The organism is Nonomuraea basaltis (genome assembly GCF_005893125.1).
In the GTDB taxonomy this organism is placed as follows: Bacteria; Actinomycetota; Actinomycetes; order Streptosporangiales; family Streptosporangiaceae; genus Nonomuraea; species Nonomuraea basaltis.
Genome location: NZ_VCJS01000036.1, coordinates 1 through 18,023, shown reverse-complemented (window position 1 = coordinate 18,023; position 18,023 = coordinate 1). Strand labels below are relative to the sequence as shown.

Sequence of the window (18,023 nt, the reverse complement as noted above, 5' to 3'; positions counted from 1 at the left end):
ATCCCCCTAGGTCAAGCGACGCCACCATGCCTGGTTGTCGCGGTACCACTGCACGACGTCAGCTAGACCTTCGTCGAAATTGACCAGGGGTTCGAAGCCGAGCCCCTGGATCTTGCTGCTGTCGACTGAGTAGCGTCGGTCGTGCCCAGGCCTGTCCAGCACGTTCTCCACCATGCTCCAGTCCATGTCGCAGGCGGCGAGCAGCCGATCTGTGAGCTGCCAGTTGGTCAGCTCGATCCCGCCCCCGACGTTATAAACCTCGCCGCCGGCCCCCTTGGCCAGGACCAACTGGACCGCACGGCAGTGGTCCTCAACATGGAGCCATTCGCGGGCATATTGGCCGTCCCCATACAGAGGAACGCTCCGTCCATCGATCAAGCGAGTGACGAAGAGCGGGATGATCTTCTCGGGATACTGATAGGGGCCGTAGTTGTTGGAACAGCGGGTCACCCGGACATCAAGCCCATAGGTCTGGTAGTACGCGCGGCAGAGCAGGTCCCCTCCGGCTTTGGAAGCTGCATAAGGGGAGTTGGGCAGGAGCGGCTCGGATTCGACCCAGGATCCGTCATCGATGGATCCGTATACCTCGTCCGTGGACACCTGGATCACCGTACGGACGTCGGTGTCCAAAGCCGCCTGCAGAAGCTGTTGCGTGCCGTACACATTGGTGACCACGAAGTTTCCGGGACCGGCTATCGACCGATCAACGTGCGTCTCCGCAGCGAAATTGAGTAGGACGTCGTGACCTGGCAGCACCTCGGCGAGGAGTTGGCCGTCGGTGATGTCCCCGTGGACGAAAGAGAGGCGTGAGTGCCCAGTGACCGGACGCAGATTCGCCAGGTTGCCGGCATACGTGAGTTTGTCCAGCACCGTCACATGTGCGTCCTCGAAGCCGGCGTAGCGGCCGGATATCAGCGATCGCACGTAGTGAGAGCCGATGAATCCCGCACCGCCTGCCACGAGGATTCTCATGCCCGCACCTGCACCTTGCTGTGGTCGCCCAGCATCAGTTGATGCGTGTTGGGAACTCCCTCTGCCCGGGTGACCTCGACGTTCCGCCCAATCAGCGAGTACGTGAGCCGGGACACCCCCTTAATGGTGGAGCCCTTCAGCACGATGGCATATTCCACCTCTGCGTCCTGCAACAGGCAGTTCTCCGCGATCGAAGTGTAGGGACCGACATATGAGCTGCTGACCTTGGTTCCAGCACCTATGACCGCAGGTCCGCGGATCACCGATCTCTCCACCGATGCCCCGGCCTCGATGATCACATTGCCGGTGACTTCGGAACGCGTGTCCACCATTCCCCGTACTCCCGGAGCGATCATCTCCAGCACGATGCGGTTGCACTCCAGCATGTCCTCGAGTCGCCCCGTGTCCTTCCAGTAGCCGGTGACGAAGTGGGAGTGGACACTGAAGCCATTGTCAATGAGCCATTTGATCGCGTCTGTGATCTCCAGCTCGCCTCGCGCAGAGGGCGTGATCGCTCGGACTGCTTGGTGGATGGCCGGCGAAAAGGTGTAGACGCCGACAATCGCAAGATCGCTGCGTGGGCACTCGGGCTTCTCCTCCAGCCGGAGGATCTTCCCCTCGGGGCCGAGTTCGGCGACTCCGTAGAACTGGGGTTCGGTGACCTTGGTGAGCAGGATCTGGGCGTCGTAGTGCGCCATGCGAAAGGCATCGACGAGGTCGGCGATCCCGCCGATCAGGAAATTGTCGCCCAGGTACATCACGAAAGGCTCGTCCGCCAAGAAATCCCTGGCGATCAGCACGCAGTGCGCCAGCCCCAGCGGTGCTTCCTGGGGAATGTAGGTCACGTGGAGGCCGAAACGTGAGCCGTCGCCGACGGCAGCCCGAACCTCGGCCCCCGTATCGCCAATGATGATGCCGACGCTGATGATGCCCGCATCCCGTATGGCCTCGAGCCCGTAGTAGAGGACGGGCTTATTCGCAACGGGAACCAGTTGCTTCGCCGATGTATGGGTCAGCGGGCGAAGACGTGTCCCCTTACCACCCGCCAGAACGAGCGCCTTCATCGTCTGCTGAGTCCTTCCGCGAAGAGCGCATGGCGGTAGTGACCACCATGCACTCGATCGTGCTGAAGAACTCCAACGTGGAGCCTTCCGCCACTCTGCGCTTTGTTCAAAATTGTTACGCGCCTTGCCGTGACCAGACTTTTCCGTGATTACGACATATTCCCGGACGGCGTGTCACATGGCCTATCAGCAGCGTCGTGATGATGATAAGAGCCAGGACCAGGACGATTGAAATTCCGACAAATCCGACAAAAATGGGAATCGATGGCGTTCGGTCGATCCGACAGACGGCACTGGCCCACAGGTCGGGGGTCACCACCCGACAAGGACAGCCGGCCTGCGCCAGAGGCGATCAGAGCCACGAGTAAGGCGGCGATACACAAGCACAATTTGAATCGACACCTAAAAGCTAACGCTGATAATCGAGGGACCAAATGTCGGTGTCTGTGGTCATACCATGTTATCGCTCTGCGCGTACTCTTCCGATACTAGTGGACAGACTCACATCCGTCCTACATGATCTGTCCGTTCCGCATGAGGTGATCCTCGTCGTCGACGGAAGTCCAGACGATACGTGGAAGGTCGCCGAAGAGTTGGCCCACCGGGTAGGGCCGGCTCGCGCAATCCTGCTGTCGCGTAACTACGGACAGCACAATGCTCTCGTCGCCGGCATAAGGGAGGCGGCATTTCAAGTGGTCGTCACGATGGACGACGATCTGCAACATCTGCCAGAACAGATTCCCCTCCTGTTGGCCGCCATCGAAGGCGATCACCTCGACCTGGTGTACGGCGTCCCGCACGACGAGGAGCACGGATTTCTTCGCAGCCTCGCCTCCAGGACGGTCAAGGCGTGCATGGCCCGCGCCCTGGGGATTCGAAGTGCACGGACGATTAGCGCCTTCAGGGCCTTCCGCACGCACCTGCGCGACGGCTTCGAAGAACTGACCGGACCACACGTGTGCGTCGACGTGGCCCTGTCATGGGCCACCACGCAAGTCGGCTCAGTCGAGGTGCGGATGAACAAACGCGTCGATGGGCGGTCCAATTACACACCACGCCTTCTGCTCCGGCATGCGGCTAACATGCTCCTCGGCTACAGCGCCGCTCCCCTGCGCGCGGCGAGCTATCTAGGATTCCTCGTCGGAGTTTTGGGACTGCTCTTGGGCGGCATTGTGCTATGGCGATTCGCAAGGGGCGACACCACGGTGGCCGGGTACACCACGATTGCCTCGATGGTGGCGCTGTTCTCATCGGCGCAGTTGACGGCTATCGGCGTGCTCGGAGAATACATCGGTCGCATTCATGGCAGCGGCATGGGACGGCCGGCCTATTTGGTCTGCAAGCGCGTGGGGTCGTCCGGCTCCGTGGAGGTTCATCGACCGCCAGACGGCGCTATGCTCCGCACCCGGGCAGGAGTGGCCGCCGGATCAGGTGAACGGTGAGCAGGGTCTGTACCGGCACGAACCCGTACCTCGTCCAGGCCCGCTGCACCCGTGTGTTGTGCCCCTGGGTGGAGATGACAACTTCTGCCGCACCACGCCCGAGCGCGCGATCCTCAACCGCTCTCAGCAAGTGAGCGTAGAGCCCATGCCCTTGTACCGCGGGGACGACACCGGCCAGCAGAATCTCCGTCGTTGATTCGTCCTCCTCCAGCGTGGCGATGCCGCAGACGCGAGAGTCGTCAGTCAGCGCCAGGCACTTCCCAGCAGCGGTCGATCTCAGTGCCCATTCCTGATAGCCCTCCAGAGCCGCGGCGGCGCCGAAGAGAGGATTCGCCAGATAATGATTTCCATATCGCACAAATATCTCAGAGACAAGCGCTCTGACCATGGCCGCGCTGGTCAATTCGGTAGCGTGTATATCCCCTTCCGGTTCCGGTCGGCGGCCTTCTCCCGCGGGCAAGCGCCAGTACACCAGGGTATCGGCGAATACGGCGGTCCTGTCGAGCGTGGCCAGTTTCGCGAACCATCCGACATATTCCGCTGGATATCGCAGCACGATAACGTCTGCAGCCGAGCCCATGACGGCTTCGCGGACGGCCGGAAAAGAGAATCTCGTCTCATCGACAACAGTCAGTCGCTCCACCGAATACCCGAATCGGGCGGACTCGAGTGGAGACGCCTCGGCTCGCATGGCATTCGCCTCCATCACCGTGCGCTGCGCAATCAGTTCAGCTTGTAGGTCCGGGCGGCGTCAATGACGTGCGCCACGTCATGCTCATCCAGATCAGCGAAGAGCGGCAACCGGACCAGCCGATCGGCGATCTGCTCCGTGACGGCGCAGCCCCCGGGGGCTTGCCGCCCGTGCCGCATCCCAGCGGGCGCTGAGTGCAGGGGCTGGTAGTGGAAAGCCGCCTGCACACCTCGCTCGGCCAGGTGGGCGATGAACGCCTGGCGATTCTGCAGGTCGGGAAGCAGAAGGTAATACAGGTGAGCCGGGTGCTTGCAGCCATCCGGAATCATGGGCTGTGGAATCCCATTGCTCGCCGCCCAGTCAGCCAAGCCATCATGATACGCCTGCCATACGGCGTGACGGCGCAGCTGGATCTCGTCGAACGATTCCAACTGCGACATGAGTAGTGCCACCAGCACGTCGGACGGCAAGTAGCTCGAACCGATGTCGAGCCAACGATATTTGTCCACCTGGCCCCGGAAGAAGCGGCTACGGTCAGTGCCCTTCTCCCGCACGATCTCGGCTCGCGCGACCAGCGCTGGATCGTTGAGGAGCAGCGCGCCGCCTTCGCCACACTGAACGTTCTTGGTTTCGTGAAAACTCTGAGCAGCTATGGAGCCGAACGACCCCAGAGGCTTCCCGTGGTAGGAACCACCCAATCCGTGCGCGTTGTCCTCGATCAGCGCAAGACCGTACCTCTTGGCGACCTCGCCGATGACCTCCATCGCGCAACCGACGCCAGCGTAATGAACGACCACGATCGCGCGCGTGCGATCGGTGATGGCCGCCTCGATGAGCCGCTCGTCTATGTTCAGTGTGTCCTGCCGGCAGTCGACGAACACGGGTACCGCCCCCCGCAGCGCGTACGCATTGGCCGTCGACATGAATGTGTACGACGGCATGATCACCTCGTCGCCGGGCCGGAGATCAAGCAGAATCGCCGACATTTCAAGGGCGTGCGTACAGGAGGTCGTGAGGAGAACGTGGCGCGCTGCGGTCATCTCGCTGAGGAGGCTGGCGGCCCGGTGCGTGAAGGGGCCGTCCCCGGCCGTTGTTCCAAGTCGCACAACCTCCGCGACGTAACCCAGCTCGTTCGCTGAGACGTGCGGCTTGTTGAAGGGAACAGTTCTCAACCTAGCTGTGCTCACAGTCGCGAGTGAACACCGGTGGGACCGTTGACGCGCACACTGCCGCCGCGTGTTGGGAAGCCCTTGCGGAGGTCTTACCCGCAACCGACCGGTAGATCGCCGGCTCGGCGGAGATCGATCATCGTTCCGTCCGCCCTGTTCCAGGGTGCGCCCCTATTCGAGTTGCCTCGATGCTCCAAGATAGTTGTCAAGCGGCAACTGGAGATCATTGAGGGTTTTCCATCCTGAAGCCGGGCGTTTGATCCACGCGCCCCGTGTTTCCCGTTCGATCACCTCACCCGGCCCTTGCTGACGCAGCATGACCCCGACCCGTATTACTGGCGGACTATTTCTAGTCGCGGCTGTCGCCCGGTATCCGGTATACAGAGTAATTACCGCAGCGGAACATGAGCGGGGCGACGTCCTCCATCTTTGAGCCCAAGCCCATTCTGCGTTCGTCGACAAACAGCCAGGTCACTCCGTAATGCTTTTGCAGGTGACGGACAGTGGCCCATGACGATGCTTCGAACGCTTGCCTGTTCGCCTCGAACCGGCGAGGATCCCAGAACTGAGGATCGATATTCCGTCCCGGTTGCCAGCTTTGCTGTCCCCGCGGTGTGTACCCCCACCCCTCGAGGAGGACACGACGCTCGGTGAACGCAGACACCCAAAGTCGGATGTGGTTGCACGGAGCCTCCAGCCGCCAGTCGCAGTGCGCGTTCGTCGCGATCAGCTCGTCCGGCCGTGACTTCGCGCGCAGCCACCGCAGCGCCGTCAAGGCGGTTGAGGGCATCGCCTGCGTCTCCTCCGGGGTGTTCGGCAAACGAAGAGCTCCGTCCCTAACAGGCACACCAATGACGGCGAGTCGCTCGTATATCTCGACAGGCAGGCTCATGGCCATGAACGAGACGATCGCAACTGCCCCGGCGCGAACCCATCCCATGGATACCGCCAGGTAGGCGATCACCAGGACGGCGGCGACCGCGAAGATGACGTACGGCCTGAATAGATCAACCTCCGCCTTGCCCGGTCCCAAAGGGACGCCGACTGCGAAGAGGACAGGCAGCGCGAAGGCCGTCCCGGCTCCAACGATAGCCGCGAAGGCCGTCGTCCCATGCGGCAGATTCGCGCATGACAGGGCGACGAGCAGGCCGTAGACCGCGACGGTGGTCAGGTAGGGAAGGGCGCCCATCAAAAAGTAGAGCTCGCCATGCCCGGGATGGCCGAACATCAGCGCCACGCCGAGCCCTGCGGCACCGATGCCGAGCATAAGGGTCACATCGGGGCTGGTGAACAACCCCGGCCGACTGGCCAGTCCCGCGATCCCTGACCAGGCCAAGGCCCAGCACAGCAGATACACCATCGCGAGACCGAACAGCGCGACAGGCGCGGGCTCACTGTTGGTCAGCTGCAACCAGGCCACACGCATGTGAGCGAGAGGAGCGAAGACCATCCCCAGCTTCACCTGACCGAAAAGCACGAGGTGCGAAAAGAGCAAACATAGAGCGGTCATCATCAGGATCGCCAACGCAGCCCATGGCATCGGACGTCTTTTGACGACTTCGACCACGATCACGGCCATCAGCCCCGCGAAGAGCAAGGGCAGAAATATGGCCTTGGCCCCTGTGATCGCGATAAGAAAGATTCCCAGTAGGAGCCACTTGACAAGACCGGAGCGTGCGCGCCGGACAAGGTCCAAAGTGAGAAGGACCACCGGGGCGAACAGGAGGGCGCCGAAGGTCTGGCTGGGGCTACCCCACGTGACGTCCTGAATTCCGCCATAGGTGAATCCCCAGTTAGGGCCTTGATAGAGATTCGGTGTCCGCAAAAAGAGAGTTCCGGCGACGGCGAGCAGCGCTCCCGTCCAGGAACGAGTCAGGCGCCGCCCCGTCATCGCCACAAGTATGAGCAGCGCGGCCAGCATCGGCAGCATGCCTAGCCGCAGGAGCAGGACCATCGGTTCCACTCCGGTGATCCAGCTCGCCGCCGCCAAATGCGCGTGAACGAACCAGTGGTAGTGCAGAGGTTCGCCGGCGACGAAAGGGAAGGTCGGCGGAAAATGATGTCTCAGCTCACCGAGCAATGCCAGGTGAAAAGTCCGGTCGGCACTATGGCCCCAAAGTTCCGGGCGGGCGACATCGAAGGTCCGGTAAAAGGTGACCGCACTGAGAGCGATCATGTAGGCGATGATGAGGGCCATGGACCACGACCACCATGCGGGGGCCTTCAGGTGACGCTTGCCCTTCCAATGCCGGCGCAGCCCCGGCACCGCCAGGAACAACGCATACGTGATGACCGGCCAAGCGATCACTAGGAGAGGCAGCCCGATCGCGCGTGCGGGAATATAGGCGAGCACCTCTATGGCGTATCCCAACGCGGTTCCGAGCGCGGCCTCTTCCGCGAAGGTCCTTTTCCCGCCGTACGTGGCACGAATGAGCAACGTGCCAGGAAGCGCCAAACCAAATATCAGATAGGCTGCAAAAGCAACGATGTCCAGGACGGAAACGTCATAAAAGACGAGCACCACCGCGATAAAGGTCGTCACCACCGCTGTGGGCAGCCACCCCGATATCGCTATTTTTCGTTCCCCCCAGCGTCGGCCGGCACGCTTCTCGTGTTGCGACAGGCGATTCGGCCGAATGGCTTCCTGACATTCGGTTTGAATCGACGAAGGGCCTGCGGGCGTGGGGACCTCATTCATGTGCGCAATTCTCGCTGGGAACGGCTCCGGATGAGGGATCAACATCCTTTTCCTGGCGATAGCTTTGCCGGTGTCTGCCCAAGGTAACAACGAATATTCGGAAAGGATGTATTCACCACGCCGCGCCCGATTTGAGGATGTCCCTGAGCGGCAGATCCAACCGCGGCCGACGTAACGCTTATCGGCAAGCATGACCAGGCCGATGGCCTGCAGCGGCGCAGGATGCCCCAGATCCGAACGGCTTTGAGGTCGTACTCCTTGTGCTTGCCCAAGTGCGTGCCGTTGAGGCGCTCACTGTTCGAGCGGAGGTGAGAGACCACCACCGCTGTCCTGTCGCAGCAGGGCGGCTGCAGATACTCGCCGTAGCCACCGACACCGGCCGACCCTGCAGACACGTGACCTCTGTCTGGCCCTGGACCTGCTCATCGTGCCGAAGAACACCGAGAACATCCGCTCCAAGCTCAACCACTTTCAGCCGCGGCATTCTCGTCGAGACGAGCAAGGTCTGTTCGCTCAGCCGCGCTCGTGAACCGGTAACGAGCCTCCGACCAGCCCGCCTCACCCGATCCCAGTGACGAAAGGGACATCGAGAACCGTCCTCTCACGTCGACCATTCGGCCTGAAGCCGTCAGGACACCCCAACTGCTCGCCGACTATGAAGATGGAAGAGGACCCCTGTGTGGTGCCCTACCGCGTCTTGCGGAAGACACGCATGTCCTGCGCATACACGACGCGATGCACAGTCTTGGCGACCTCCCTTTCGAGCCCGTTCTCCATCGCCCATCCCTCCACAGTCGCGATGGGAACGGGATGGATCCACTCCCTGGCAACGATCACATCGTGCAGGCGGCTAGCCGCGTTCCGCCACAATGGCCGGGCACTCATGTCCCTGTAGATGTACACACCCCCCACCCGGACGGACGCGCAGGCCTTGTCGAACACCATCCGCTGCGCGGGAACCGGCACGTGGTGGATGACGTCCTGCATGTGGACCACGTCATAGGTGCGATCCGGCCACGGGGAGCGGGCGTCACGGCATTCGAACAACAGCGTTGAGCCGGTGTCACCGAGCCGCTTTGCCATCCCGTTCGCCAACCCGATCGCGACCGAGCAGGAGTCGAACCCGTGTCCCTCGATCCGCCTGCCATGGGCCGCCAGGAGCCCGAGCCACAATCCTGACCCGCAGCCGAGGTCGAGCACGCTGGAGCCCTCCGGAACTATGCTGAGCGCCTCCTCGAACGGGCAGACAAGCACGCGGAGCCGCTGCTTGAGTCGGAGCGCGATGGGCGCGCCCGCGTAGAGCCGCCAGGCATCCCTGGCCAGCTCTTGCCGTTCGAGTACGCCTTGGTGGTTCTCTGCTGTGTCCATATGTGTATCGTCATTTCTTTGAATGGCAGGAGGCCTAGGCCAAATGCCATGAAACGGAGCAGGAGTGCAGGAAATAGGCAGGCACGAGCGCCGACCTCCAGGAAGGCTGCCAATCGCCGCTGGGCGTTCCGCTCCGCTAGCTGCGGAGGGTCTCGCCGAGGTGCTTTCGCGGCCTAGTCACCACCGAGTCCGAAGTCGTCGGTGCGAGCTCGGCCAATCGGCCACGTCCATCTGGGTCATGCCTGTGAGATCCACTAGGCGACTCTGGCCAGACCTTTTGCGGTCGTAGATGGCCGTGCTCACCACGGGGCCATGGGCCGAGGTCCTCAATCCAGTTCGTCGGCGCTGAGTTCAACGGAGAGATCGACATCCATGAAGGCGGGATGTCGGCAAGGCTGTCCCGCCAGGCTGCCTTCAGCGCCGCGCCCCCGCCCCTGATGTTCATTCTGTGGAGGTGGATTCGGCTTACCTTCCCGGCCATGGCGATGGGCCTCACCTGGGCGGTATCCACGATCGTCATCATCCAAGGCGGGAAGAAGTCATCGAGGAACGCATGCACACAGCTGGGAGCCTCACGTCCTTCATAGAGCACGATGTCAACGGTCACCTGCCTGGTGGCACCCTGGAGGACGGCGCTGGTCTGGGTTGGCTCCACGGCTGCCTGTGTGTCCATTGAATCCCCTGATCGCTCGTGGCCGTGGGCCCGCCAATGCCGTGCCCTTCACGGCTATGGTGCGCTGGCAATATCCGGTGAGGTGCGTGCTTTCTGCCGTGCCATGCCCAGAACGGAGAATTTCTTTGCCTCTGGGTGAGTTCCACCCACAGTCGGAGAGTCCCCGCCGTCGTTGACAACCGGCGCACGCGACCTGCTCCCGTCGTCGTGTCGACCAGAGAGCGATGCAGAAGGCACACTTTCGTTGAGGTATCCGGCCTAATGATCGGATATTGCCGCCGGAGCGTCGTGGCAGACCAGCTGCTGCGGGCGCTCGCACTGCGATAGGCAACCGCACGGGTCCCTGCCTGGCCGCACGTCCGGCCATAGCGGTGAGCCGGATTGCGCCGATCAAGCTAAGCTGTGCCCGGCACTAGAGGCAGCCCTGGCAGTGCTGGGTGTCGATGACCTCGCACTGCGTAACGGGAGCATCTACGGGACAATTCGTGGCTGAAGCTCCGCGAAGCGGGATGAAAACGTCCAGTGCCGAATTCCGACAGTGGCGGGCCGGCTCCGGGGTCTACTTCATGATCGCTGAGAAACATTCAACCGATCCCGACGGAGGCGGCATGCCGTCCTCTCTGTCGACGACGGCGAACTCGGACTCAGGCATGCGTTCCTCGTCTCTTGATTGTTTTGACCGGTTGATGTGCCCTTCGACAGGGCCGGAGCTGTACGGCAGGGTGCGGCCGGAGGTGACGGCGTCCTGGTCACCGTGTAGGCCGGTGACGAAGGAGGCGCCTGACTGACGGCTGGCGGCGCATAGCGCGTCGAGCCGGCGCTGCTCAGCGGGATCGAGGCTGACGGGTTGCGCAAGAACCAGCGGGCCGCCTGCCGGACCGTCGGAGGCCCATGCGGTGTGGTGCGGTGGGCAGGCCAGACCGCCACGGCGGGACGTACTGGCGGGCCGTGGCATGCCGTTGGCGCGTGCGGACTGCAGCTCGACGCTGTAGACGTGGCTCGCTTGAGGATTCCCCCGTTCCTTCACATTTCTTTCATACTCCCGGGTCTAAGGCCCCCAGACCCGTAGGAGCGGCGACGGTACGACACGCCACGCCACGGGTGCACTGAAATGGGTGATATGGGGGCACCGAGCGCTTACAGTTAGTCACATCTCACTCTAAGTGACGGGGGTCCGGAAATGAGAGAGAAACTGGTAGTCATCGGACAGGGTTACGTGGGCCTGCCCCTGGCAATGCGCGGGGTCGAGGCGGGGTTCGACGTCGTGGGGATCGACGTCGACGAGTGGCGGGTCAAGCGGCTGAGCGCCGGTGAGTCCTACGTCGAGGACATCAGCGACGACCAGGTGAAGGCCGCGCTGCGCGCCGGCCGCTACATGGCCAGCGCCGATTACGCCGACGCCAAGGAGTTCGACATCTGCCTGATCACCGTGCCGACCCCCCTGCGTGAGAGCGCTCCGGATCTGCGTCATATCGCCTCGGCCGGCCGTTCCATCGCGCCGCTGATTCAGCGAGGGGCCACAGTGGTCCTGGAGTCCACCACCTATCCCGGCACCACCGAGGAGTATCTTCGCCCGATCCTGGAGAAGGGCTCCGGGCTGCGCGCGCCCGATGACTTCTTCCTCGGCTACAGCCCGGAACGCATCGATCCGGGCAACTCCCGATGGCGTCTGGAGAACACGCCGAAGGTCGTGTCGGGCATCGACGAGTATTCGCAGAAGAAGATCGAGGTTTTCTACCGGCAAATCGTCCGGGACGTCGTTCCCGTCTCCTCTCCCCAGGTGGCGGAGCTGTGCAAGCTCCTAGAGAACACCTTCAGGCACGTCAACATCGCGCTGGTGAACGAGCTGTCCATCTTCGCGCAGCAACTCGGGATCGACGTCTGGGAGGCGATCGACGCCGCCTCCACCAAACCGTTCGGCTTCATGCGCTTTACGCCGGGCCCCGGCGTCGGCGGGCACTGCCTGCCCATCGACCCCTCCTACCTGTCATGGGCGGTGAAGCGGGGTCTGGGACACAACTTCCGGTTCGTCGAGCTGGCCAACGACATCAACAGGAGCATGCCAGACCACGTCGTACGGCGGCTGGCCCTGGCCCTCAACAGACGAGCCAAGCCGATCAAGGGCAGCCGGCTGCTCCTGCTCGGACTCGCCTACAAGAAGAACGCAGGAGACTGCCGCGAATCCCCCGCGATCGAGGTTGCCAAGTCTCTCTGCAAGCTGGGGGCCCGAGTACGAGCCGCCGACCCGTACGTGAAAGGTTTCTTGGCTTCACCGAACATCGAGATCGTCGAGGCGAGCCGCCAAGAATTCGAGCAGGCTGATGCCGTCGTCATTCTCACCGACCACGACTGCTTCGACTACGAGATGATCGAGCAGGTGAGCCCGTTCATCTTCGACACGCGCAACCGGTGCCGGGGACCCAACGTCGAACGACTCTGACCAAGATCAACGACGGGACAGCTATCTCGGGTGTTCCACTGCGCCGCGGGTCTGCTGTTCCCGCTGCAAAGACATGGCCATGTTGCCTCTCTGTTTCCTGTACCGGCCGATTTCCCAGTTGGCAGGACGGCGACGCTGGTGGTTCACGATATGGGCGCCGACGCGTAGTTCTCTGCGGAGGGACACGTCTCCACATGGTCCAGCAGCTGATCCAAAGATCCGTCGTTCAGTGGACAGGCGGCAGCGGAGGCCAGCAGGCGCGGGCGTTTCGAGGCGATGCGGGATCAGTTGGCGGGTTCGACAGTAACGCTGTAGCCGAGGGCTTGGAGCCGGCGGGTGTGGCGGCGTTTCTCGCGTTCGGGATCGAGACGGTTGTCGTAGAAGCCGGTGCCGCGGTCGATGAAGCGGGCCGTGGGGTCGGAGAGCAAGTGCCAGATGATGGTCAGGATGGAGATGCTGACAGCGCCGATAGCTTTCTTGTTGCCGCGGCGATGGGCGATGCGACGGTAGCGCTCGACGAGGAAGATCTCGGCCCGGTCGGTGGCCACGGCCGCCTCGCCCAGGACCCGGGCCAGGTAGGCGCTGCCGTGGCCGGTGGCACCTTTACCCTTCTTCTTGCTGGCCAGATTCCTTGACGCCGGGGGCGAAGCGGGCCCAGGGCCTAGGTGCTTGGCGGTGGGAAGTGGCTCATCTCCAGGCCGATCTCGGAGATGATGACGTGCGCGACGGTCGGGACCGATGCCAGGATCTCGTAGCACCGCAGACGTACACCCCTGCCGCCAAGACGCGGCCACGTTGCTGCCATGTCTCTCGTGCTTGCCCGATTTCCGAATTCGAAGTTGGCTTGTTGGTGCTGGGTGTCTACGACATGGTCGCGAAGGCGACCATACGTACCTCGTAGGGATCACGGACGCACGAAGGGGCCTACCTATCGGCAGACCCCTCGTGGGCTGACTAGAAGTCGAACTCTCCCTTGGACATGCCGTCCTTGAAGGCGTCCCACTCGGATTTGGTGAATATCAGGGCAGGTCCTTCCGGGTGACGACTGTGCCTCACCCCTACCCGCCCTCCGCTGAGAGGGGCAACCTCCACACAGTCGCCGCCGGTGCCTCCGCTGGCCTTAGCCTTCCGCCAGGCAGCAGTGGCCAGCTCTTCCTCGGTCATAGTGACTCCATCACCCTCATAGTGATCTTCACGGTTTCGTAGGTCGGCTGGGCCAGGCCGGAGAGTCGCTCCCATCTCTGATTCAGCTTGTGGATCATCTCCGCCTGTTGGATGACCTCTCCAGTCTCGGCGTTCTCCAAGAACGCCGCGTTGGCCTCGTCATCGGATGCCAGTACGAACGGACCGATCAGGCCCGCAGTGCTGCACGACGAAAGGGGGACAACCCGCACGGTAACGTATGGGCGGGTCATCATGTCTAGCAGATAATTGACCTGTTCCTTCATCACCTCCGGTCCGCCGATCTGGCGGAGGAGGACGCTCTCATCAAGGATCACGGAGATGCTCGGCGGATTGGCCCGAGACAGGATGGCCTGACGTTGGAGCCGAGCATTGACGGCCTTCTCTACCTCGCCGGGGATGGCTCCCGGTTCTCCTTCGAAGACAGCACGAGCGTAGGCGGGCGTCTGGAGAAGGCCAGGGACCAGCGCCAGTTGGTAGATGCGAATGCTCTTCGCTGCCGCCTCAATAGCTGGCCATCTGCGGAACCACTTGGGGCTGACGTCCCGGATTGCCGGCAGCAGCTCAAGCAGCTCCCCATCCAACCCGAGCACCTTTTCTAGCCCTCGGGTGAAAGGCTCCGTGGGTGGCCTGGTGCCACGCTCCACGGCGCCCACGAGGCTTTCACTGCAGGGAATCAGCGGCGCCAAGCGTGCATGGGTTAGACCGGTCGCCGTCCGATAATTGTGCATTCGTCGCCGATATTCCTCGCTGGCGGATTTCCGATGCTATTCCCGTCTTCCTCCATATCGCACCTTCCGGCATTGCCCTACGTCCGTACGCACAAGTGAATCACATGTTGTGAAGATTTTGGATGGGCCTTTCTGGCGACATTGCCCAGGTGAAGGGTCATGCTTAGGCCTGTAGTCACACAGATCCAGAGGAAAATGTACGCCCCCGAGGTGACCATGCAGGTAGACGTAATAGACCAGCCATACGCAGGCATCAAAGAATGGCTTACCGGCGAGATCGGCGACGGTGCCCTACTTCCCGGGTTGGCCCGTCGAGAGCTTCGGAAATGGGTGGGCGATCACCCGGCGCTGGCCGACCTTCAGCTCATCGCACCCGAGCTCGCGACCAACGCGCTGGTCCACGGTGCTGGCGCTTGGGTGCGGATGACGCTCCGGCCGACGGACGAAAGGGAACGGCGCTACTGGCGGTTGACTGTGGTGGATCCTGGCCTGTCGACATGCGTCCCGCTGCCGCACATGCCGGGGCCGGATGAGTCGCGGGGTCGGGGCCTGTGGATCGTGGACGCGCTGACCTGCGGCTGCTGGGGCACCGACCGCACGCAGGCGGGGGAACGAGTCGTGTGGGCACTGCTACCGCGGGATTAGGAAAGGAGATTGCTGAGCATACGCGATGAGGTCGGGCGCGGCGCCCATAAGGCGGAAAAGGTTGCAGATCGACGGGGACCGCTGCGCTTCGACCCCCTGGCTGCGCTTTCAGACCTTCGCGTGCCTTAGTACGGCTGCCGCCATTCGCTGTGTGAGCTGGGATGATGCGCTCTGGGTCGATGCGATCTTGTGATGGCAGTCCCGCACAACGAGAACAGCCGCTCGTGATCATGTCTGTGTGAGAAGTACAAGATCAGAAGCGGCTGCTGCGCTTATCGTAGAGGCCCTGCGCGTGCAACGGAACCTGGACGAATTGATGTCTGGGCTGGCACCGGTGTTCGCGCGGATCGAGCCACGGCTGCAAGCTGCCAAATACGTTCGGGCCGTGATGTCGGACCTGCCCAAACGCAACGGGTGGACGATCGCCGAGTGGGTAGGTGACGCATCTCCCGATGCCACCCAGCGGCTGCTCAACCGGGCCAGCTGGGACACGCTGGGCGCGATGAACGTCGTGCGCCGCTTCGCCGTCGCGCCTCTGGACGCCGCCGCCCGGCCAGGCAGCCTGAGCGTGGGAGCGCTGGATGAGTCCGGCCAGGAGAAGAAGGGCGTCGCGACGGCCGGGGTCAAGCGCCAGCACATGGGCTGCGCGGGCGGCATCGATAACGGCATCAACATCGTGTATCTGGCCTATGTCCGCGCCAGCGCGGGTCATACGCTGATCGCCGCTCGGCAGTGGATCCCCGCCGAGCAGATCAGCGACCCGGTCACGGCGCTGACCACCGGGCTGCCCCTGGACCTGGCCTTCGCCACCAAGGGCGAGCTGGCCATCGGCCTGCTCCGCGATGCCTTCCGCGACGGGGTGCGCCTGGACTTCGTGGCTGGCGATGAGGTCTACGGCGCGTGCACGAAGCTGCGCGCCTTCCTGGAAGAGCACGCCCAGGCCTACGTGCTGCGCATCCGCGCCACCTTCACCCTCACCCTCGCCGCCGGCACCTTCCTGACCTGCGAACAAGCCGTGGCCCGGCACTGCAAGCAGAAACGTAAGTGGACCATCCGCTCGGCCGGGGACGGCTCCAAGGGCGAGCGCACCTACGCCTGGGCCTGGATCGCCACCGCCAGCCCCGTCCACTACCTGCTGATTCGCAAGCACCGCACGACCGGCGAGCTGGCCTTCCACTACTGCTTCGTGCCCGACGGACAGCCCGCCACCCTGCCCCGGCTGGTGTCCGCCGCCGGGCTGCGCTGGCCGGTGGAGGGCACTGAGCGCGTACAGTTATCTCTATCTCACTCTAAGTGACGGGTGTCTGAAAATGAGAGAGAAACTGGTAGTCATCGGACAGGGTTACGTTGGCCTGCCACTGGCAATGCGCGGGGTCGAGGCGGGGTTCGACGTCGTGGGTATCGACGTGGACGAGTGGCGGGTCAAGCGGTTGAGCGCCGGTGAGTCCTACGTCGAGGACATCGGCGGCGACGAGGTGAAGGCCTCGCTGCGCGGCGGCTGCTACATGGCCAGCACCGACTATGCCGAGGCCGAGGACTTCGACATCTGCCTGATCACCGTCCCCACCCCTCTGCGCGAGGGAGCCCCGGACCTACGTCATATCGCCTCGGCCGGCCGTTCCATCGCGCTCCTGATCCGGCGAGGTGCCACGGTGGCGCTCGAGTCCACCACCTATCCCGGCACCACCGAGGGGTATCTTCGCCCGATCCTGGAGAAGGGCTCCGGGCTGCGCACGCCCGATGACTTCTTCCTCGGCTACAGCCCGGAACGCATCGACCCAGGCAACTCCCGATGGCGTCTGCGCAACACACCGAAGGTCGTCTCCGGCATCGACGAATATTCGCTTAAGAAGATCGAGGCGTTCTACCGGCAGATCGTCCGGGACGTCATTCCCGTCTCCTCTCCCCAGGTGGCCGAGCTGTGCAAGCTCCTGGAGAACACCTTCAGGCACGTCAACATCGCCTTGGTGAACGAGCTGTCCATCTTCGCGCAGCAACTCGGGATCGACGTCTGGGAGGCCCTCGACGCCGCCTCCACCAAGCCGTTCGGCTACATGCGCTTCACACCCGGACCCGGCGTCGGCGGCCACTGCCTGCCCATCGACCCCTCCTACCTGTCATGGGCCGTCAAACGCGGCCTCGGACACAACTTCCGGTTCGTCGAGCTGGCCAACGACATCAACAAGAGCATGCCGGACCACGTCGTACGCCGGCTCGCCAGGGCCCTGAACGAGCGCACCAAACCGATCAAGGGGAGCCAGCTGGTCCTGCTCGGACTCGCCTACAAGAAGAACACAGGAGACTGCCGTGAGTCCCCCGCCATCGAGGTGGTCAGATCTCTGTGCAAGCTCGGCGCTCACGTACGAGCCGCCGACCCCCACGTCGACCGCTTCCTGCACCCACTGAACATCGACCTCATCAAGGCCACACGCCTGGAGCTCGCGCAGGCTGACGCCGTCATCATCCTCACCGACCACGACTGCCTCGACTACGAACTCATCGAACAGGTGAGTCCCTTCATCTTCGACACCCGGAACCGCTGCCGCGGCCCCAACGTGGAAAGGCTCTGACGTCACGTCCGACGGAAACAGAAAGGGCCCCGACCATGACGGTCGGAGCCCTTTCTGTACCAAATATTTGTGCGGCGGTGACCTACTCTCCCACACCCTCCCGAGTGCAGTACCATCGGCGCTGAGAAGCTTAACTTCCGGGTTCGGAATGTAACCGGGTGTTTCCTTCCCGCCATAACCGCCGCAACCCTGCCAGACACACAAACATCCCTGTTTGTTGCCTCAGAATTGCGTAGTGGACGCGAGCAAGAATGCTTTGTGGTCAAGTCCTCGGCCTATTAGTACCGGTCAGCTCCACACGTTACCGTGCTTCCACCTCCGGCCTATCAACCCCATCGTCTATAGGGGGCCTTACCCACTCTCGTGGTGGGAGACCTC

Annotated in this window: 14 protein-coding genes, 2 rRNA genes and 1 pseudogene; 5 read left to right on the top strand and 12 right to left on the bottom strand. The window is 62.9% G+C overall.

Going from position 1 to position 18,023, the window contains the following annotated elements:
- Nucleotides 1-6 precede the first annotated feature (6 nt).
- Entirely contained in the window at nt 7-972 is a 966-nt protein-coding gene (rfbB, locus tag EJK15_RS18910; protein ID WP_138711773.1) for a dTDP-glucose 4,6-dehydratase, read from the bottom strand.
- Entirely contained in the window at nt 969-2,036 is a 1,068-nt protein-coding gene (locus tag EJK15_RS18905) for a glucose-1-phosphate thymidylyltransferase (RefSeq protein ID WP_138711772.1), read from the bottom strand. Before EJK15_RS18905 ends, rfbB begins: the two co-directional genes overlap by 4 nt.
- A 434-nt stretch (nt 2,037-2,470) precedes the next feature.
- On the opposite strand from EJK15_RS18905, the gene EJK15_RS18900 reads away from it, so the two are divergent.
- Nucleotides 2,471-3,478 (top strand): glycosyltransferase family 2 protein, encoded by a 1,008-nt coding sequence (locus tag EJK15_RS18900; RefSeq protein ID WP_138711771.1) that lies wholly within the window; start codon nt 2,471-2,473, stop codon nt 3,476-3,478.
- Here the strand turns inward: EJK15_RS18900 and EJK15_RS18895 are convergent.
- The 5 genes from EJK15_RS18895 to EJK15_RS72810 form a co-directional block, all read right to left on the bottom strand.
- The gene (locus EJK15_RS18895; protein WP_206060952.1) at nt 3,429-4,169 is read right to left on the bottom strand and encodes a GNAT family N-acetyltransferase; all 741 of its coding nucleotides are present in this window, start codon (nt 4,167-4,169) and stop codon (nt 3,429-3,431) included. The genes EJK15_RS18900 and EJK15_RS18895 overlap by 50 nt on opposite strands.
- A 32-nt stretch (nt 4,170-4,201) precedes the next feature.
- Nucleotides 4,202-5,356 carry a dTDP-4-amino-4,6-dideoxygalactose transaminase gene (rffA, locus tag EJK15_RS18890; RefSeq protein ID WP_276615403.1) on the bottom strand — a complete coding sequence of 385 codons (1,155 nt, stop codon included), beginning with the start codon at nt 5,354-5,356 and terminating at the stop codon, nt 4,202-4,204.
- Between the two features lie 331 nt (nt 5,357-5,687).
- Nucleotides 5,688-8,036 carry a hypothetical protein gene (locus tag EJK15_RS18885; protein ID WP_138711768.1) on the bottom strand — a complete coding sequence of 783 codons (2,349 nt, stop codon included), beginning with the start codon at nt 8,034-8,036 and terminating at the stop codon, nt 5,688-5,690.
- A gap of 687 nt (nt 8,037-8,723) precedes the next feature.
- Nucleotides 8,724-9,404: a class I SAM-dependent methyltransferase gene (locus EJK15_RS18880; protein WP_138711767.1), complete on the bottom strand. Its 681-nt coding sequence runs from the start codon at nt 9,402-9,404 to the stop codon at nt 8,724-8,726.
- 1,232 nt (nt 9,405-10,636) lie between these two features.
- Entirely contained in the window at nt 10,637-11,104 is a 468-nt protein-coding gene (locus EJK15_RS72810; protein WP_206060950.1) for a transposase, read from the bottom strand.
- A 153-nt stretch (nt 11,105-11,257) separates the two neighbouring features.
- On the opposite strand from EJK15_RS72810, the gene EJK15_RS18870 reads away from it, so the two are divergent.
- Nucleotides 11,258-12,517 (top strand): nucleotide sugar dehydrogenase, encoded by a 1,260-nt coding sequence (locus EJK15_RS18870; RefSeq protein ID WP_138711766.1) that lies wholly within the window; start codon nt 11,258-11,260, stop codon nt 12,515-12,517.
- Nucleotides 12,518-12,801: 284 nt separating this feature from the next.
- Here EJK15_RS18870 and EJK15_RS18865 read toward each other — a convergent pair whose 3' ends face one another.
- The 3 genes from EJK15_RS18865 to EJK15_RS18855 form a co-directional block, all read right to left on the bottom strand.
- Nucleotides 12,802-13,065, bottom strand: a complete 264-nt coding sequence (locus tag EJK15_RS18865) for a hypothetical protein (protein WP_138711765.1) — start codon at nt 13,063-13,065, stop codon at nt 12,802-12,804.
- Nucleotides 13,066-13,471: 406 nt separating this feature from the next.
- On the bottom strand, nt 13,472-13,681 hold the full coding sequence (locus EJK15_RS18860) for a DUF397 domain-containing protein (RefSeq protein ID WP_138711764.1): 210 nt from the start codon (nt 13,679-13,681) through the stop codon (nt 13,472-13,474).
- Nucleotides 13,678-14,430 carry a helix-turn-helix domain-containing protein gene (locus EJK15_RS18855; RefSeq protein WP_138711763.1) on the bottom strand — a complete coding sequence of 251 codons (753 nt, stop codon included), beginning with the start codon at nt 14,428-14,430 and terminating at the stop codon, nt 13,678-13,680. Before EJK15_RS18855 ends, EJK15_RS18860 begins: the two co-directional genes overlap by 4 nt.
- Nucleotides 14,431-14,760: 330 nt before the next feature.
- On the opposite strand from EJK15_RS18855, the gene EJK15_RS18850 reads away from it, so the two are divergent.
- The 3 genes and pseudogenes from EJK15_RS18850 to EJK15_RS18840 all read left to right on the top strand — a co-directional run bounded on the left by EJK15_RS18850 (nt 14,761) and on the right by EJK15_RS18840 (nt 17,645).
- Nucleotides 14,761-15,075: an ATP-binding protein gene (locus EJK15_RS18850; RefSeq protein ID WP_138711762.1), complete on the top strand. Its 315-nt coding sequence runs from the start codon at nt 14,761-14,763 to the stop codon at nt 15,073-15,075.
- 292 nt (nt 15,076-15,367) lie between these two features.
- A pseudogene (locus EJK15_RS18845) lies at nt 15,368-16,330 on the top strand (IS701 family transposase); the annotation flags it as partial.
- A gap of 55 nt (nt 16,331-16,385) precedes the next feature.
- The gene (locus EJK15_RS18840; RefSeq protein WP_138711760.1) at nt 16,386-17,645 is read left to right on the top strand and encodes a nucleotide sugar dehydrogenase; all 1,260 of its coding nucleotides are present in this window, start codon (nt 16,386-16,388) and stop codon (nt 17,643-17,645) included.
- A 69-nt stretch (nt 17,646-17,714) separates the two neighbouring features.
- On the opposite strand, the gene rrf is transcribed toward EJK15_RS18840, so the two are convergent.
- Both rrf and EJK15_RS18830 read right to left on the bottom strand, forming a co-directional pair.
- A 5S ribosomal RNA gene (rrf, locus tag EJK15_RS18835) occupies nt 17,715-17,831 on the bottom strand.
- A 72-nt stretch (nt 17,832-17,903) separates the two neighbouring features.
- Nucleotides 17,904-18,023, bottom strand: a 23S ribosomal RNA gene (locus EJK15_RS18830); the annotation flags it as partial.

Excerpts from the sequence above, each read along its gene's own strand:
- rfbB (WP_138711773.1), bottom strand. The coding sequence starts at position 972 with ATGAGAATCCTCGTGGCAGGCGGTGCGGGATTCATCGGCTCTCACTAC.
- EJK15_RS18905 (WP_138711772.1), bottom strand. The coding sequence starts at position 2,036 with ATGAAGGCGCTCGTTCTGGCGGGTGGTAAGGGGACACGTCTTCGCCCG.
- EJK15_RS18900 (WP_138711771.1), top strand. The coding sequence starts at position 2,471 with ATGTCGGTGTCTGTGGTCATACCATGTTATCGCTCTGCGCGTACTCTT.
- EJK15_RS18895 (WP_206060952.1), bottom strand. The coding sequence starts at position 4,169 with ATGCGAGCCGAGGCGTCTCCACTCGAGTCCGCCCGATTCGGGTATTCG.
- EJK15_RS18885 (WP_138711768.1), bottom strand. The coding sequence starts at position 8,036 with ATGAATGAGGTCCCCACGCCCGCAGGCCCTTCGTCGATTCAAACCGAA.
- EJK15_RS18880 (WP_138711767.1), bottom strand. The coding sequence starts at position 9,404 with ATGGACACAGCAGAGAACCACCAAGGCGTACTCGAACGGCAAGAGCTG.
- EJK15_RS18870 (WP_138711766.1), top strand. The coding sequence starts at position 11,258 with ATGAGAGAGAAACTGGTAGTCATCGGACAGGGTTACGTGGGCCTGCCC.
- EJK15_RS18860 (WP_138711764.1), bottom strand. The coding sequence starts at position 13,681 with ATGACCGAGGAAGAGCTGGCCACTGCTGCCTGGCGGAAGGCTAAGGCC.
- EJK15_RS18855 (WP_138711763.1), bottom strand. The coding sequence starts at position 14,430 with ATGCACAATTATCGGACGGCGACCGGTCTAACCCATGCACGCTTGGCG.
- EJK15_RS18840 (WP_138711760.1), top strand. The coding sequence starts at position 16,386 with ATGAGAGAGAAACTGGTAGTCATCGGACAGGGTTACGTTGGCCTGCCA.